This window comes from Pseudomonas sp. TWR2-1-1, assembly GCF_049897045.1.
Taxonomy (GTDB): domain Bacteria; phylum Pseudomonadota; class Gammaproteobacteria; order Pseudomonadales; family Pseudomonadaceae; genus Aquipseudomonas; species Aquipseudomonas versuta.
The window spans coordinates 132639-148613 of record NZ_JAFCVM010000004.1 but is presented as its reverse complement, the minus strand read 5'-3'; the positions used below and the strand labels follow the sequence as shown (position 1 = coordinate 148613).

Sequence of the window (15975 nt, the reverse complement as noted above, 5' to 3'; positions counted from 1 at the left end):
ACTCAAGTGTTGATCATGAGGGTGACGGGGAAGGTGTCGAGAGCATCGCTGACCCGTAGCGTCTTACTTTTAATGACTACGGGTGTTTCAAAAAGTCCCTTAAATTTGCAGCCGAATCGGTCAGACGGTAATTCGATGCAGGTATCTGCCCAAACTGAGGCTGAATTAAAGGTGGGTGTCTGTTGTTGAATGTCATGGGCGCACAGGCGGGGCACCACGATCACGGCGGTCTGGTCCTGCCATTGGCGGGCAAAAGCCAGTATCTGGCCGGCTCGCGGGCCGGTCACCGCAAGCGGGATATAACTGCCGTGGCTGAACAATTGGGGATGCTGAGCGCGCAGATTCAGAGTGCGTGCAATCAACGCCTGTTTGATCGCGCCGCTGCGCCAGTCCTGCAGCAGCATCTGTTCGTCGGGGCAGGTATCGAGCAGTTGCCGGCGCTGTTGGAAATCCACCGCCCGCCGGTTGTCCGGGTCCACCAGGCTCAGGTCCCAGAGATCGGTGCCCTGGTAGATATCGGGGACACCGGGAGTTGTCAGTTTCAACAGGCATTGCGCCAGCCCGTTGACGGCTCCGGCACTGGCGATAGCTTCGCAAGCCTGGAAAAGCTCCATTCGCAATGTCAGGCCGGCCGGTTGCAGCAACAGCCTCTCAATAAAGGTTTTTACGGCTAGCTCATAAGTCTCATTGGGTGCGTCCCATTGGCTCTGGAGCTTGGCTTCGCGCAAGGCCTTGAGCTGCCATTGCCAGAGCCTGTCGTTGTACTGCTGCAAACCGTGCCCGTCGTCAGGGCTCAGGTCCAGTGGCCAACTGCTGAGGATGACTTGATACAGGATCAACTCATCGCCGGGTGTCGGGCTTGCGGCATCGGTCCTCAGAGCCTGCGCCAGCGGTAGCCAGCGCTCGACGCATTGCACATACCAGGTGCTGCGCTCACTGAGCACGGCAAGGCGTGCACGGCTGTCTTCGCCGCGCTTGTGATCATGGGTGGCGGTGGCCAGCAGGTTATGGGGGAAGTGTTTTAAGCGCTGGGCACAGGCGCGGTGAAAATCCTCGCTCGGGGCGCTGAAACGCTCAACACTGAAGCCCACATCGTTGCGCGACAACAACCGCCCATAGCGATAGAACGCAGTGTCTTCCACGGCTTTGGCGGCCGCGGGCGAGGTCAGTTGCTGAAAGCGCGCGCAGGCATGTTTGAGGCGTCTGCGCGTGCGTCCCGGCGGCAAGTTGCGCCACGGATTACCGCCCAGCCACTGCTGTAAATAGTCCAGTACCGGCCAGTCTGCTTCACTCAGGTCTTCGCGGGCGCCGGCCAGCGCTTGCTGAAAGAAAACCTCATCGGCGGCACCGCGTCCGTCTGCACTGATGTAGGTGCGGTACACCGGGAAATGTATCACCAGGGCTTCCAGAGCCCGGCGTATGGCGCCCAGGGTCAAGTCGCGGCTCATGATGTCGTCGCGGGCGACGTCCAGCAATGCATGGGCCACGCTTGAGAAATCACCGGCCAGCGAACCTTTGAGGATCTGTTGGCGTGCCAGCAGCGCTTCGGACTGGAAATCGGCCGGCCTCTGGCTCAGGGTCGACCATAACTGAGCAAGGGGCTGCTCACCTTCGGGCTGATGCTGGAGCATTGACACCTGATCCATGAATTCATAACCGGTGGTGCCGTCTACACACCAGTCGTCAGGCAGTTGTTCGTCCATGGCGAGGATTTTTTCCACATGGATCGATACATGCTGGCCAGGTCTGAGACTGTCGACCCGGCGTCGTAATTTTCGGCAATACGCCCTGGGGTAGGCGAGGCCGTCAATGTGATCGATGCGCAAGCCGTCTACCAGCCCTTCGGCAATCAGCTGGAAAATTTTGCTGTGGGTGGCTTCAAACACCGTCGAGCGCTCAACGCGCACACCTGCGAGTTCGTTGACATCAAAGAAGCGCCGCCAGTTGATGTCATCGGCGGCAGTACGCCAACTGGCGAGTCGGTAAGCCTGACGTTCGAGCAACTGGTGCAGGCGGGCAAAGCCTTGGGCATGGCGTGAATCGAAGCGCGACAACAATTGCTCGATAGCCTCAGTGCAGTCCGCAGACTGGCTCAAGCCGGCCAGCTCCTGTTGCAGCGCCAGGGCCTGCTCCCGGGGGGAGTCACTGTCTTTAAGTGCGCCAAAGCGCTCTGCCAGTGCCTGCAATTGCGGCTGCGGGCTGTTGTCCAGCAGGCTGGGGTAATGCAGCGGGCAAATCGGGAAATGATGAGCGCCATACTCTGCGTGAAAAGCCCCCGTGCCGGGATTGAAGCGCAACCGGATACTGCCTTCCTGCAGGCTTGCTCCATAGTCATTGCCCAGAAAGGGCAGCAACAACAGGCCATTGAGCAACGGGTCGGTGGAGTTCCACTGGATATCAAAATATTCGGCGTAGGGGCTGGCCCGGCCCCAGGCCAGCAGGTCCAGCCACCAGGCATTGTCGCTGCCACCGACTGCCATATGATTGGGCACGATATCGAGAATCAGCCCCATGCCGTGGGCCCGCAACTCTGCCACCAGCCGGCGCAGCGCCGGTTCACCGCCCAGTGCGGGGCTGACGCAGGTCGGGTCCACCACGTCGTAGCCATGCATCGAGCCTTCACGGGCGGTGAGCAACGGCGAGGCGTAAATATGGCTGATGCCCAGGCGAGCGAGGCAGGGCACCTGCAGTCGTGCATCGTCCAGGGTGAAACCGGCATGCAATTGCAAGCGCTGGGTTGCCCGAAGGGAGAGTGCAGTAGCTCCGTTCATTGATCGCGCTCCTGGGCTTGCAGCCGGGCGCAGGCAAGTAATTCCAGGCGTCGGGATACGTCCGGTGAATCAAGCAGGGTTTCGCCATCGGCGCCAAGGCGTCGGCACCAGTTGGGGTGGGTGCTCACGGTTCCAGGCAAATTGGCCTGCTCTTGCAGGCCCAGCGCATCCTCGATGGGCAGTAGCACCAGCGGAGCGCGGGTATGCCCGAGGAAGCGGGCGCTGGCGTCGAGTACCTGATCGGCGCCGGTGGATTCATCGATGAAGTTTTGCGGGTCCTGACCCAGGGCGTTGCGCAGGCCATCACGTTCCTGCTGGCGGTTTTCCCGCCAGTGCGCCTCAGTCACCTGATCCACCATGCCCAGCCGGGCATTCCAGTCGATATCGCGTTCCAGCCACCAGCCATTGAGCGTCGGTAAATCATGGGTGCTGGTGGTGGCCAGGGCGTTATCCGGCCAGTCCAGAATGGGCCTGAAACGTGCCCCGTAATCTTGTTCGAACAACAACACGCGCATGCCGAGGATTGAGCGTTCACTCAGTTTTTCGCGCAGTCCGTCGGGAACGGTGCCCAGGTCTTCACCCATGACGATGGCCTGGTGGCGAACGGATTCGAGTGCCAGCAGGCGCAGCATGTCTTCGACCGGGTAATACAAGTACGCCCCTTCATGGGCCGGAGCGCCCAAAGGGATGACCCACAGGCGTTGCAGGCCCATCACGTGGTCAATACGCAAGCCGCCGGCGTAAGCAAAATTGGCCCGCAGCATTTCAATAAAGGCGCGGAAACCGTTGCGTTTGAGGCCGTCAGGCGAAAAGGCCGAGATGCCCCAGCCCTGGCCCTGGCGATTGAGCAGGTCCGGTGGCGCACCGACGGTGAGCTGCGCCAGCAATTCATCCTGGCGGCACCAGGCCTGGCTTCCGCCGCCATCGGCGCCCACTGCCAGATCGGCGATCAGGCCAACGGCCATACCGCTGTCGCGGGCCGCTTTCTGTGCCTGTGCCAGACACCGGGCAATCAGCCATTGGCAAAAGGCGTAGTAGCCGATCTCGTGGGCATGCTCTTCGGCAAATATCAGCAGCGCCGGGCTGTCGGGGTCGCGCCATTGCTCGGGCCAGAGCCGCCAGTCGATGCTTTGATGTTCGGCGACATGCAGGGCTTGCAACGCTTCGAACCGGCAGTGGTTTTCAAGTGCTTCACCACCGCTGTCGCGAAACTGATTGAAGTCCTCGCTTAGCGGTTGCTCACCCAGCAGAAAGTCTTCGTAGAGCTGGCGCAGCAATGTTTGTTTGGCCACCGTTGCCGCAGGCCAGTCAATCAGTGGCAGTTGTTCCAGCCGGTGCAGCTCGGGCCCCAGACCGCAGGTCTCAATCGCCCGTTGCACGGCCACCTCACCCAAAATGCTGGCGGGGGCGGCGTACAGGCTGTTGAGAAACAACCGGCTGGACGGTGAGTAGGGGCTATAGCGATACGGGTCGCAGCTGAACATGGCATGCATCGGGCTGATAGCAAGGGCGTCGGCGCCACGCTCACCCGTGAGCCTGGCAAATATTTCCAGGGCCTGTGTGTCGCCAAAGCCGCCATCGCCCTGGCGTCTGAGCGAATACAGTTGTGCACTCAAACCCCAGGCCCGGGGCGTCGCGTTGTCGACGGCGTCCGCCATGCTGTAGCACTGCGCGGGGGCGACGGCGAGGGTGAAGTGTTGATCATCAACTTGGGCCCGGTGATAACCGACCGGAATCATGCCTGGAAGCCAGGCGTCGGCGTCCAGTTGAACGTCCAGGGTGCCGCCGGTTTCCAGGTGGATGACACAGTGGCTATGGGGGTTGAAGTAGCGGGTCAGGTCCAGCCCTCTGCCCACATCGGCGGTCAGCAGGGGCGGCAGGCGTTTGTTTTGCTGTTCCAGTTGCAAATTGAGCAAGCTGGTTTCTATCGCTTCGGCCGTGTCGGCAGGCAATCCGAGCCCGGCCAGCACCGCTTCGAGTACGTGGGGCGAGACATGCTGAGGTGTACCGTTGGCATCGACCCAGTCCACTGCCAGGCCTGCACGGCTGGCCAGTATTTCAAGTTGCGCTTCACTCATGGGCGCTCTCCGGCGGGGGACGATTGATGGGGTGCACGAACCAGACTGACCAGCGCGCTATAAGGCGCCAGCACATGCCGGTCGCGCAGTTGCGTAGCCACGTCGGGCTGGCTTTGAAACAGGAGTTCGGTGTCTGGCGCAGCCGTATGGCTCACCGGGCGGGGGCTCAAATTCAAGGCAATGTGCAACACGCTGTTATCGCCCATGAGCCAGCGGGCGGCCACGGCACCAGCTGCCAGTGTATGGGCCCCCAGTGACTGGGCATCGGCCAGGCGTGGAATGATCGATTGGTGGCGTATGCGCAGTAATTGTTGATAGAGCTCGAGCATGTTGTTTCGCGGCCCGTCATCGGCCCTGGCCAGTGAGGGACGGGCGTGCACAAAGGTAGACCGGACATTGGGGTCGGGAATTCCCGGCCCCGGGTTTTGCGAGTTGAAGCTGCTGAAATCGGCGAACTCCTTACGCCGGCCCTCAGTGACGGCCTGCGCCAGTTCGCCGGTGTAGTCGGTGAAAAACAGAAAGGGCTCGGGCGCTGCACTTTCTTCGCCCATGAACAGCAACGGAATCATCGGTGATAGCAGCAGCAGGGCAGTCGCGGCGCGCAAGGCCTGGGGCGGGCAAAGCTCATGCAGGCGATCGCCAAGGGCGCGATTTCCGACCTGATCGTGATTTTGCAAAAACAGGACGAAGGCAGTGGGAGGCAAATGGCTGCTGGATTCACCCCGTGCGTTTCCGTGGCGGTCGTTCTGGCCTTGAAAGATAAAGCCCTGACTCAAGCAGCGGGCCAGCTTTTGGGTGGTGTCTTCGACAAACTCGGCGTAATAGGCGTCCGTCTCTGCCGTCAGCAGTACATGCAGGACGTTGTGGCCGTCGTCATTCCATTGCGCGTTGTAGTCGTTTTCCAGCAGAAACGCCTGATTGGCCTCATTCTCCAGGGTCAACCAGACCTGGCGTGCCGGCTCTACATGCTGGCGCACCTGGTGTGCCAGTTCATGCATAAAACCCGGGTGATTGATTGCATGCACCGCATCCAGGCGCAGCCCGTCGAAGCGATACTCCAGCAACCACATCAGCGCGTTGCCAATGAAGAACTCACGTACCTCACGGCGTTCGTAATTGATCCCTGCACCCCAGGGCGTATGGGTCTGTTCGTTGAAAAACGGGTTGGCATAGGTGGGCAAGTAATTGCCTTGTGGCCCGAAATGGTTGTAGACCACGTCCACAATCACCATCAGGCCCAGGCCGTGGGCCTGGTCGATCAACTGCTTGAGTTCTGCAGGTGAGCCGTAGGTGTCATGGGGCGCGTAAAGCAGGGCGCCGTCATACCCCCAATTGCGTTCGCCGCTGAATTGCGCCAGCGGCATCAGTTCTATGGCAGTGATGCCCATTTGCGCCAGACGCGGCAACTGTTTAGCCACTTCGCCATAGCCGCCCAGCACCCCGACATGCAGCTCATAGATCACTGCCTCATGCCAGGGCCGGCCTTGCCATTGATTGTTTTGCCATGGGTAATCGTCGGGGTCGACGACCACGCTGTAACCGTCGAGACCGCCGTCCTGCGCGCGAGAAGCCGGGTCCGGCACCTCAAACTCGCCATTGATGCAGTAGCGATAACGAGTGCCCTTCGGGCAGGGGGCATCCAGTAAAAACCAGCCTTCAGGGCGGGGCAGCATCTGCAGCGAGCGGCCATCCTTCAGTTCAACGCTGACCGAATGCGCATCCGGTGCCCAGAGCGTAAAGCGCGTGTGGTGCGCGTCCAGCAACTGGGCGCCATGGGGCCAGGTTTTCAATGTCTGTGAAGGCATCGATTAAGGCCTCTTCAAGATTTTCCGGCGTTGCTCTGAGACGTGCTCACCAATTGTTCGTACAGCTCGGCATAGGGTTCAACTGCCTTGCACCAGTTGAACGGTGCGGCCATGGCGCGGCAGCGCATGGCGTTAAGCAGTCCGGGGTAAGCAAAGACCTTGAACGCACGGCGCAGGGCCTGTTCATAGCTTTCTACGGTGGATTCATCAAACAGGAAGCCGGTGACCCCGTCTTCTATGGTATCGGCCAGGCCGCCGGTGTTGCGTGCCACGGGCAGGGAGCCGAAGCGTTGCGAGTACATCTGGCTCAAGCCGCAGGGCTCGTAGCGAGAAGGCATCAATAAGAAGTCGCTGCCGGCGAACATGCGCCGGGCATCGGTTTCGTTAAAGCCGATGCGCACGCTGACATGTCCCGGAAAGCGCTGGGCCAGTTCACGCATGGCCTGTTCTGCTTCGGGCTCACCGCGCCCGATGATGCAAATCTGCCCGCCCGAAGCGACGATAAACGCCGCGACGGCTTCAGTCAGGTCCAGCCCTTTTTGGTACACAAGGCGCGACACCACGGCGAACAAGGGGCCTTTGGACGGTTTGAGGCCAAACAGGTTGCGCACGTGATCTGCGTTCAGGGCCTTGCCTTTCCAGTCGCCCATGCTGAACGGGGCGATCAGGTGCGGATCGGTAGACGCTTCCCAGCTTTCATCAATGCCGTTGGGGATACCGCTGAGCAGGCCTTGCTGGGTTTTGCTGGCGAGGAATCCGTCCAGTCCGCAACCGAAAGCCGGCGTGGTGATTTCTGCGGCATAGGTGGCACTCACGGTGGTGATATGGCTCGAATACGCCATGCCGGCCTTGAGGAACGACAATTTGCCATAGAACTCCATGCCGTCCTGTTGCAGGGCATGGTCCGGAATCGCCAGCTCGGGGCAGCAGGCCCTGCTGAACACTCCCTGATAAGCCAGGTTATGGATGGTGAACAATGTGGGGGTGCTCTGGCCGCGCCAATGCATATAGGCCGGCGTCAGCCCGGCCGGCCAGTCGTGAGCGTGTACCAGGTCGGGCTGCCAGTGGATTTGCGCCAGGTTGGCTGCAATATCGGCCGCTGCCAGGCCCAGACGGGCAAAGCGGATATGGTTGTCCGGCCAGTCACGACCATTATTGGCGCCATACGGGCTGCCTTCGCGCTCATACAGTTCGGGGCAGATCAGCACATAGATGACCAGCCCGTCTTTCAAGTCCATGCGTCCGATTTTGCAGGCGGGCAAGGCTGCATGCCCGCTGAGTTCACCGATGACATGAATCGGATTGTCACTGTTGAGCACCTGGCGATAGCCCGGAATCAATACCCGTACGTCATGCAGGTGGCGCATGGCCCGTGGCAGTGCAGCGGATACATCCCCCAGACCGCCGGTTTTAACCAGATCGGCCAGTTCCGATGTCACAAACAGAACTTTCTTTTTGTTGGGGTTGGCATTCCCTGCCGGCAGTACTGCCTTTCCCGCAGGACCTGAATCTGGCAGTGAAACCAGATTGGAGGCCTGGGGGTCAAGCCGATCATCTTGTTGAGGCGCAGCAGCACTGATCATGACTATCTCCCTTTATATTTATTGATTCACTTTTGTCTGGCCGGCAGGGAAACAACCATTTCCACAGGGGGCGACATTTAACTCCGCATTAATAAATAAACGACGACCGATGGCTTGCAAGCGCAAGCGGCTGACAGATCGCTGCAAGGAATGCACCACAACCGGTGCCCCGCCTTTAACTTGACCTGTGCCTGATGCAGAAGGTTCGGTTTATTTAAGCGCGAAAATCAAGCGTCGTAATTGCGACAGCCTGCAGTGTAGGAGGGATGCACTAAGGCTGTATGACAGGCGTCATGAATAAGCGCTGTCAGAGGGAGATTCGGCTGAGCGGTAAGGTTCGCAGACGTGAAGCCAGGTCTGTAAACGCACTTATTTGGTGCGTTTACAGGCGTGCAGATCAATTTCCCGGATATTGCGCAACCACCTCATCGCGGCCGTCGTTACGCAGGCCTATCACCTGATAGGCATCCTTGCGATCGCCCATTTCCATACCCGGGGAACCCACCGGCATGCCCGGAACGGCAATGCCCTTGAGGTCATTACGTTTGGTCAGGGCCACCACCTGATCGGCCGGCACATGACCTTCCACGAACTTGCCGTTGATCATGCCGGTGTGGCATGAAGCCAGTCGCGGTTCAACGCCTGCCTGCTGTTTAAAACTGCTCATGTCCGCTTCTACATGGTCATTGACCTTGAAACCATTGGCTTGCAGGTGGGAGATCCAGGTTTTGCAGCAGCCACAATTGGCATCGCGGTGAACATCGATGGTCAGTTGCTCGGCAGCCTGTGCCATGGAGGTCAGCAACAGGGCCGAAAGGGCGACAAGACGTAATGGGGTTTTCATCGGGTTCCTCTTTATCCAAAAAGTTTCAGCCTGAGTGACAGCTACTGTCAGGCAGCTGATAACAAGATGACGAATTTGTCAGGCAAGGGCGGTTCTGGCGCCATCAAAACCTCAGTCTGGTTGTCGGGCAATGGCTTGGCTACCATGGCTCCTCAATTTCTGACGTTTACTGCTCATGGCGCTTGCAGCCCCGCCTGATTTGTCTGATCCCGCCGTGCCGGTACAGCCGTTGGCACGTACGTATCCGCGCGGTTTATACATTGATCCCCACGAGCATGAGTGGGGCCAATTGTTATATGCCATGTCTGGGGTGATGTGGGTCGATACCCCGCAGGAGGCACTGGCGGTTCCGCCGCAACGGGCGGTGTGGCTTCCACCGGGGGTGCCCCACGGGATTCGTGTGGTCTCGGACTTGCAGATGCGCAATATCTACTTGCCCCCGGCATTGGCCAGAACCCTGGACAGCACGGTGCAGGTCATCGAAGTCGGCCGGTTACTGCGCGAGCTGATTATTAATCTGGTGGAACAAGCCGACGGGCAATCGGCTTACACCGAGGCAGTGCTCAAGCTGACCTTGCTCGAGTTGCAACGGGCGGGCCGTACCCTGCTCAGGGTGCCGCTGCCTGACACGGCTGATCGGCGTCTGTTGCACCTTTGCCAGTCGGTAATGGCCAGCCCGACCCTGGACATCTCCTTTGAACAGCATGCACAGCACGCCGGGGCCAGTGTTCGCACCCTGGCGCGGCTGTTTCAGGGCGAACTGGGCACAGGCTTTGCGCAATGGCGGCGTCAGGTGCAACTGGCCACCGCTGCTGCCGAGCTGATTCAGGGCACTGGCGTCAATCAAATCGCACGCTCGTTGGGGTATTCGCCCAGCAGCTTTAGTGACATGTTCCGACGCGAGTTGGGTATGAGTCCTTCTTTGTATGCCACTCGCCAAGGGGGCGGGATCAAGGTTTGACCGATAGGCAGAAGGCATTGGCCGGTTCAGGTTGTTTATCGGTCATACACTGGGCCCTTCAATTCACCACCCGAAGGGCCGAGCATGCACGCACTGCAATTTTCCACAACCGGTGATCTGGCCGCACTGAGCCTGGTTGAACTGCCCGCACCTGTAGCCGCTGCAGACGAGGTACTGGTGCAGGTCAAGGCCGCTGGCCTGAACCCCAGCGATGTGAAGAATGTGCTGGGGCGTTTCCCCTACACCACTTTGCCGCGTATTCCGGGGCGAGACTTTGCCGGGGTCATTGTCGATGGCCCGGCAGCACTGGTAGGGCAAGAGGTGTGGGGCACCGGCAAGGAACTGGGGTTCTATCGTGATGGTTCCCATGCCGGTTATCTGGTCTTGCCGGTTGCAGGCGTCGCGCTCAAGCCCAGGTCCTTGAGCTTTGTTCAGGCCGCCAGCCTGGGCGTGCCCTACACCACGGCCTGGGATGCTTTGCAACGCAGCGGTGTAGGCGCTGACACCTGCTTGTTGGTGATTGGTGCCAACGGTGCTGTAGGCAGCGCGGCCATTGCGTTAGCGAAAGTACTTGGCGCCAGGGTGCTGGCGGCGGTACGTGGCCCGGAGCAGGCCCAGACGTTGCGTGAGCAAGGCATCGAAGTGATTGTGCTGGACAAGCCTGAAGACCTGGCTGCTCAGGTCAATGCCGTGTTTAGCGGGGGGGCTGAAGTCATCTTCGATACCACCGGTCACTGGCTGCCGGCGACTGTCGGGGCGCTGCGGGTTTTTGGCCGGGTCGCCTTCATTGCCGCGCCACTGGACGGCCACGTGCACTTGCCAGCATTGGCGCTATACCGCAAGGGCGGAACCTTGATCGGAGTTAACTCGCTGCTCTACAGCTGTGGCGAATGCGCCCGGATGCTTGATCAATTTGGCCAGTATTTCGACCAGGGCCTGCTGCCCGTACCCAACCAGCTGCAAGAAGCGCGATTGGCCGACGGGCTGGGCAGCTATGCCGAAGTCAATGCAGGAACCTGCGCCAAAGTGGTACTGATCCCGTAGGTGAAATGTGTTGGCGAAACCCCCTGTAGGAGCGAGCTTGTCTCGCGAGCTTTTCAGTGCTGTGTTTGGAGTCTGGAACAGCTCGCGAGGCAAGCTCGCTCCTACAGAGGTTGGGTGGCGGAAGATACGTCAGGTGCTGATGCCTGCCTCGCAGATGTTGATCCCGATGTGGAATGTGTTGGCGAACCCCCTTGTCTCGCGAGCTTTTCAGCGCTGTATCGGCGATCTGGAACAGGGGCGGGTTATGAGGGTTCGTTTATTGGCAGGCCGGCTATTTCATCCATGAATTCATGCAGGAAGCTTTCCAGGCGTTGATGTCTGATTGCAGCCAGGCGGGCGCCTTCCGGGGTTTGAAAGCCTGAGGCCAGCCTGAGCAGCTTGGTATGAAAGTGTTCGATGGTGAAACGCTTGTCTTGATACTCACGCCCGGTCGCCAGCGGGTTGGTGTAGTCATACAGCGCCGACCCCATTCTTCCCGAGACGTAAAAGCAACGGGCTACGCCGATCAGGCCGATGGCATCCAGCCGGTCGCTGTCCTGCAGGATTTTTGCTTCCAGGGTTGTGGGTGTCAGGGCCGCGGAAAAGCTGTGGGTCTGCACGGCATGGGCCACGGCGTTCACTCTCGAATCCGGCCACGACAGGCCGCTCAGGATCCTCGCTGCCCTGTCAGCCGACAGGGTGGACGCCTGAGCCCGTAAAGGTGAGTTCTTTTCGACGGCCACACAGTCATGCAGGAGGGTGGCAGCCAGCAGGATTTCCGGATCGCCGCCTTCTTTGGCCTGGATTACTTGTGCATTGGTCCACACGCGGTGGATGTGCGACAGGTCGTGGGAGCCGTCCCCGTTGTCTTCCGGCAGGAAGGGAAGCAAGGTGTCGGCCAGCGCCTGATAGGGGAAAAATGGCTGTTTGTTCACTGGGCAGATTCCGGTCTGGACAAGTACAGGGTTTATGGCGTCAGCCGCAGGCTGGCCCGGATCCCCAGTACTTCAGCTTCGTTGGCTTTGTAGCCATCGGCCGGGCCGGCGTAGGAAAGGGCGTAGGCATTGCTGTCATGGGTGGCGGCCACCAGCGTCTGGGTGATCACGTGGTTGCCGTTCTGGGTGATTTTGCAGGTGGTTTCCAATGCATCCAGGCCGCCCAGGGTGCTGCTGTGAATTTTGTTACAGGCGCTCTGATAGCCGGCCCCGGCGAAATTCTTTTGCAACGTCTTGCGCATCTGCAGCAGCACCGCCTCCATGTTGACCTTGTGGTCAGGCGTCAATGTGGTCTGGGTCAGTTCCATCACCATTAACGGATCACCGTTGGGGTCATTTTTTACCGCCCGCTGGCGCTGGCCATTGTCATCGGGTGCAGGCGGCACGGCCTGAACCTCCCAGTCGCCGGGCCAGATGATCGTCAGGCTTTCGGCATTCGCCATCGGCAGGGAGAGGGCGGCCAGCAGTCCGATCATTGCGGTGTAACGGTGCGAAACAGTCATGGGCGACAGGCCTTCCGGGCAGTTTTTTGGCAGACATAGTGTATCAATTGGTTTCCAACTGTTGCTTTGACGCGACAGATCATTTTCACCGTTGCTCAGCTAAACCTTTGCTTCTTATGGCGAATCCCCCAGAATCGCGCCCTTCTTATGGTCGGGGCGTTGTCTGTAAGGTGTGTTTTGTCCGCCCCGACCGCGTGGTAACGACCGGCTAGCGGAGATTCGACCGGATGAATGACCAGGCTAACAGCGTCGATGAACGCTTTGACGCGGCACCTGCGACCCTCAGTCGCTGGAGTCGTCATGACACTACCTGGATGCTGGGCCTGTTTGGCACGGCCATTGGCGCAGGTACTTTGTTTTTGCCCATCAATGCCGGGCTTGGCGGCTTTTGGCCGTTATTGATTCTGGCACTGCTGGCATTTCCGATGACGTTTTATGCTCACCGTGGGCTGACCCGTTTCGTACTCTCCGGACGCGAAGGTTCAGACATCACTGATGTGGTTGAAGAGCATTTCGGTCTGCGGGCCGGTGCGCTGATCACGTTGCTGTATTTCTGTGCGATTTTTCCGATTCTGTTGATTTACAGCGTTGCCCTGACCAACACGGTCGGCAGCTTTATGCTCAATCAATTGCATATCACGCCGCCACCCCGGGCTATTTTGTCGCTGGTATTGATTCTCGGCCTGTTGGCCGTTGTGCGTTGCGGTGAACAGGCGATCGTCAAGGCCATGAGCATGATGGTCTATCCGTTCATTGTCGCGCTGTTGTTTTTGGCGGTGTTTCTGATTCCGCACTGGAACGGCGGGATTCTGAGCACGGCAAGCACCCTGCCGGCGCCGTCAGCGTTGCTGCACACCTTGTGGCTGGCGATCCCGGTGATGGTGTTTTCGTTCAACCACTCGCCGATCATTTCGGCCTTCGCCGTTGATCAGAAGCGCCGTTACGGTGCCAATGCTGATGAGCGCAGCTCGCAGATCCTGTCCCGCGCCCACCTGCTGATGGTGGCGATGGTGCTGTTCTTCGTCTTCAGCTGCGTGCTCACGCTGTCACCTGAACAGCTGGCTGAAGCCAAGGCGCAGAACCTGTCGATCCTGTCCTACCTGGCCAATCATTTCAGCAACCCGACCATTGCCTTTGCCGCACCGTTGATAGCATTTGTGGCGATTGCCAAGTCGTTCCTGGGCCACTACATCGGCGCCAGTGAAGGCCTTAAAGGTCTGGTGTTGAAAACCGGCAAGCGCCCGGCAGAGAAAACCCTGGACCGCATGACTGGCGCGTTCATGCTGGTGGTGTGCTGGGCAGTTGCCACGCTTAACCCGAGCATCCTGGGCATGATCGAAACCCTGGGCGGCCCGGTGATCGCGGCCATCCTGTTCCTGATGCCGATGTATGCCATTCGCCGCGTTCCGGCCATGCGCCAGTACTCGGGCAAGATCTCCAACGTGTTTGTCACTGCAGTTGGCCTGGTGGCTATTTCGTCGCTGGTGTACTCGCTGATTCCTTGATTGTGCCCCGTCTGTTGCCGCCGTCCTGTGCGGCATCAGGCGGGTGATTGGCCCTCGCAAGCCGCTCAAGGCTTGAGTCTGGCCAGCGCTGCGAATATGATTGCGACCCATTCCTATTCGCAGTTGTTGCCCAGTACGCACCGAGGGTTCCCGTGTCGCCATCCCCGTCGAACCCGTCGCTGTTGCATTCAGACGTTCACGCCCTCTATAGCGACCATCACCGCTGGCTGGTGAGCTGGTTGCGCCGGCGCCTGCGCGATACCGACAATGCTGCGGACATGGCGCACGACACCTTTCTTTATGTACTGGGCAAACCGGAGCAGGTTGCGCATTTGCGTGAGCCCCGCGCCTGGTTGAGCAGCATCGCCAAAGGCTTGTTGATTGACCGCTTTCGTCGCCAGCAAGTCGAGCGCGCCTATCTGCACGCCATCGCCAATTTGCCGGAGCAGGATGTGCCTTCGCCCCAGGAGCGCCTGATCCTTCTGCAAACCCTGACCCGCATTGATGCTTTGCTCGACGGCCTGAGGCCCAGGGTGCGGACTGCCTTCTTGCTGTCGCGCCTGGAAGGCCTTGGCTATCAAGCAATAGCCGGGCGCCTGGGGGTCAGCGTGAGTTCAGTGGAGAAGTACATGGCCACGGCTATCCGCCACTGTTTTCTGGCGCGTAACAGCCTTTGAGCCGCAGGGAAACCGGTGGCCCGGTACAGGTGACGTTCACCCCGCAGGTGCTCGATCAGGCGATTGAGTGGTTGGTCAAAACCGGGTCCGGAGCGGCGTCACCCCGGGTGCATACGGAGTGTGAGCAGTGGCGTGCTGCAGACGCCAGCCATGAGGCCGCCTGGCAAGCGCTGCAAGTCGCCGAATCGACCTTTCGCCTGGCCTCGACGCTGCCCGGCGGCGTGGCCCTCGAAACCCTGGCCGGGAGTGACCGGCTGCGCTCGCGTCGCCAGACCCTCAAAGTGCTTGGTTTAGGCCTGCTGGGGGCCGGGGCGGGCGGGTTGCTGGTGCAACAACCCTGGCGCACCTTTGGCGCCGATTACACAACCGGCGTGGGTGAGCGAAGGCTGTTCAACCTGGCTGACGGTACGCGTTTGCAGCTCAATACCGACAGTGCTGCTGATGTGCTGTTCAGTGAGCAACAGCGGCTGGTGGTGTTGCGTACTGGCGAGATCTTTATCCGCACGGGGGGCGATTCTGACTTTGCCCCGGGCCGTCGACCGTTTTGGGTACAGACCCGTGAGGCGCAATTACAGGCCATCGGCACGGCTTTCGATGTGCGTCAGGAGTCAGCAGGCACGCGTCTGATGGTCGAAGAGGGAGTCGTGGCAGTGCATCGGCCCCATTCCGGGCCGCCGCTGTTGGTGCAGGCGGGCAGCGAGTACCTGATCGATGCGCGCTCGGCACAGTTACAGGTCTCGCCCGGGTTGTATGCCAGTGGCTGGGCGCGAGGAGCACTGGTGGCCAGGCAAATGTCCTTGCAAGACCTGGCGGGCGAACTGTCACGCTATCGCCATGGCTGGCTGAACTGCGATCCGGCTGTGGTGCAGTTGCGGGTCTCGGGCGTGTTCCAGCTCGAACACATTGATCTGGCGCTGGATAGCCTGAGCCAGTCGCTGGCGGTACGCATTGAACGCAGAACGCGTTTCTGGACGCGGATCGTGGCGGCCTGAGGAATCAGCTTGCTGGCGATGGGATCAGCTCAATCCTGCAGACAAACCCGGTTGCCGGCATCGCTGGCAAGCCAGCTCCCACAATGGTGGCTTTGATGGGGGCGGACCTTGTAGGAGCCAGCTTGCTGGCGATGGGATCAGCTCAATCCTGCAGACAAACCCGGTTGCCGGCATCGCTGGCAAGCCAGCTCCCACAATGGTGGCTTTGATGGGGGCGGACCTTGTAGGAGCCAGCTTG

At 59.9% G+C, this 15975-nt stretch carries 12 protein-coding genes; 5 read left to right on the top strand and 7 right to left on the bottom strand.

Annotation, left to right across the window (positions count from 1 at the left end):
* Window positions 1-2 precede the first annotated feature (2 nt).
* The 5 genes from ACP7BO_RS11900 to ACP7BO_RS11880 all read right to left on the bottom strand — a co-directional run bounded on the left by ACP7BO_RS11900 (window position 3) and on the right by ACP7BO_RS11880 (window position 9081).
* A complete protein-coding gene (locus ACP7BO_RS11900) occupies window positions 3-2771 on the bottom strand; it encodes a malto-oligosyltrehalose synthase (RefSeq protein ID WP_426210559.1) in 2769 nt (922 codons plus the stop codon).
* A complete protein-coding gene (gene malQ, locus ACP7BO_RS11895) occupies window positions 2768-4849 on the bottom strand; it encodes a 4-alpha-glucanotransferase (RefSeq protein WP_426210557.1) in 2082 nt (693 codons plus the stop codon). Before malQ ends, ACP7BO_RS11900 begins: the two co-directional genes overlap by 4 nt.
* Window positions 4846-6654 (bottom strand): malto-oligosyltrehalose trehalohydrolase, encoded by a 1809-nt coding sequence (gene treZ / locus ACP7BO_RS11890; RefSeq protein ID WP_426210555.1) that lies wholly within the window; start codon window positions 6652-6654, stop codon window positions 4846-4848. The genes malQ and treZ overlap by 4 nt, the downstream gene beginning before the upstream one ends.
* A gap of 14 nt (window positions 6655-6668) precedes the next feature.
* Window positions 6669-8237: a glycogen synthase GlgA gene (gene glgA, locus ACP7BO_RS11885; RefSeq protein WP_426210553.1), complete on the bottom strand. Its 1569-nt coding sequence runs from the start codon at window positions 8235-8237 to the stop codon at window positions 6669-6671.
* 397 nt (window positions 8238-8634) lie between these two features.
* Entirely contained in the window at window positions 8635-9081 is a 447-nt protein-coding gene (locus tag ACP7BO_RS11880) for a DUF411 domain-containing protein (RefSeq protein ID WP_060691565.1), read from the bottom strand.
* A 175-nt stretch (window positions 9082-9256) separates the two neighbouring features.
* On the opposite strand from ACP7BO_RS11880, the gene ACP7BO_RS11875 reads away from it, so the two are divergent.
* Window positions 9257-10042: an AraC family transcriptional regulator gene (locus ACP7BO_RS11875; RefSeq protein WP_426210551.1), complete on the top strand. Its 786-nt coding sequence runs from the start codon at window positions 9257-9259 to the stop codon at window positions 10040-10042.
* An 84-nt stretch (window positions 10043-10126) separates the two neighbouring features.
* Window positions 10127-11086 carry a quinone oxidoreductase family protein gene (locus tag ACP7BO_RS11870; protein WP_426210549.1) on the top strand — a complete coding sequence of 320 codons (960 nt, stop codon included), beginning with the start codon at window positions 10127-10129 and terminating at the stop codon, window positions 11084-11086.
* A 242-nt stretch (window positions 11087-11328) separates the two neighbouring features.
* Here the strand turns inward: ACP7BO_RS11870 and ACP7BO_RS11865 are convergent, their stop codons facing one another.
* Together ACP7BO_RS11865 and ACP7BO_RS11860 are read right to left on the bottom strand one after the other, a co-directional pair.
* Entirely contained in the window at window positions 11329-12000 is a 672-nt protein-coding gene (locus ACP7BO_RS11865; protein ID WP_397456375.1) for an HD domain-containing protein, read from the bottom strand.
* A gap of 32 nt (window positions 12001-12032) precedes the next feature.
* A complete protein-coding gene (locus tag ACP7BO_RS11860; RefSeq protein WP_397456376.1) occupies window positions 12033-12563 on the bottom strand; it encodes a DUF4946 domain-containing protein in 531 nt (176 codons plus the stop codon).
* 227 nt (window positions 12564-12790) lie between these two features.
* Between ACP7BO_RS11860 and ACP7BO_RS11855 the strand changes: the two genes are divergently transcribed.
* The 3 genes from ACP7BO_RS11855 to ACP7BO_RS11845 all read left to right on the top strand — a co-directional run bounded on the left by ACP7BO_RS11855 (window position 12791) and on the right by ACP7BO_RS11845 (window position 15737).
* Window positions 12791-14068, top strand: coding sequence for a serine/threonine transporter (locus tag ACP7BO_RS11855; RefSeq protein ID WP_060691570.1), 1278 nt, complete (start codon window positions 12791-12793; stop codon window positions 14066-14068).
* Between the two features lie 152 nt (window positions 14069-14220).
* Window positions 14221-14745, top strand: a complete 525-nt coding sequence (locus ACP7BO_RS11850; RefSeq protein WP_426210546.1) for a sigma-70 family RNA polymerase sigma factor — start codon at window positions 14221-14223, stop codon at window positions 14743-14745.
* Entirely contained in the window at window positions 14742-15737 is a 996-nt protein-coding gene (locus ACP7BO_RS11845; RefSeq protein WP_426210544.1) for a FecR domain-containing protein, read from the top strand. Before ACP7BO_RS11850 ends, ACP7BO_RS11845 begins: the two co-directional genes overlap by 4 nt.
* Window positions 15738-15975 lie beyond the last annotated feature (238 nt).

Excerpts from the sequence above, each read along its gene's own strand:
- ACP7BO_RS11900 (WP_426210559.1), bottom strand. The coding sequence starts at position 2,771 with ATGAACGGAGCTACTGCACTCTCCCTTCGGGCAACCCAGCGCTTGCAA.
- malQ (WP_426210557.1), bottom strand. The coding sequence starts at position 4,849 with ATGAGTGAAGCGCAACTTGAAATACTGGCCAGCCGTGCAGGCCTGGCA.
- treZ (WP_426210555.1), bottom strand. The coding sequence starts at position 6,654 with ATGCCTTCACAGACATTGAAAACCTGGCCCCATGGCGCCCAGTTGCTG.
- glgA (WP_426210553.1), bottom strand. The coding sequence starts at position 8,237 with ATGATCAGTGCTGCTGCGCCTCAACAAGATGATCGGCTTGACCCCCAG.
- ACP7BO_RS11880 (WP_060691565.1), bottom strand. The coding sequence starts at position 9,081 with ATGAAAACCCCATTACGTCTTGTCGCCCTTTCGGCCCTGTTGCTGACC.
- ACP7BO_RS11875 (WP_426210551.1), top strand. The coding sequence starts at position 9,257 with ATGGCGCTTGCAGCCCCGCCTGATTTGTCTGATCCCGCCGTGCCGGTA.
- ACP7BO_RS11870 (WP_426210549.1), top strand. The coding sequence starts at position 10,127 with ATGCACGCACTGCAATTTTCCACAACCGGTGATCTGGCCGCACTGAGC.
- ACP7BO_RS11860 (WP_397456376.1), bottom strand. The coding sequence starts at position 12,563 with ATGACTGTTTCGCACCGTTACACCGCAATGATCGGACTGCTGGCCGCC.
- ACP7BO_RS11855 (WP_060691570.1), top strand. The coding sequence starts at position 12,791 with ATGAATGACCAGGCTAACAGCGTCGATGAACGCTTTGACGCGGCACCT.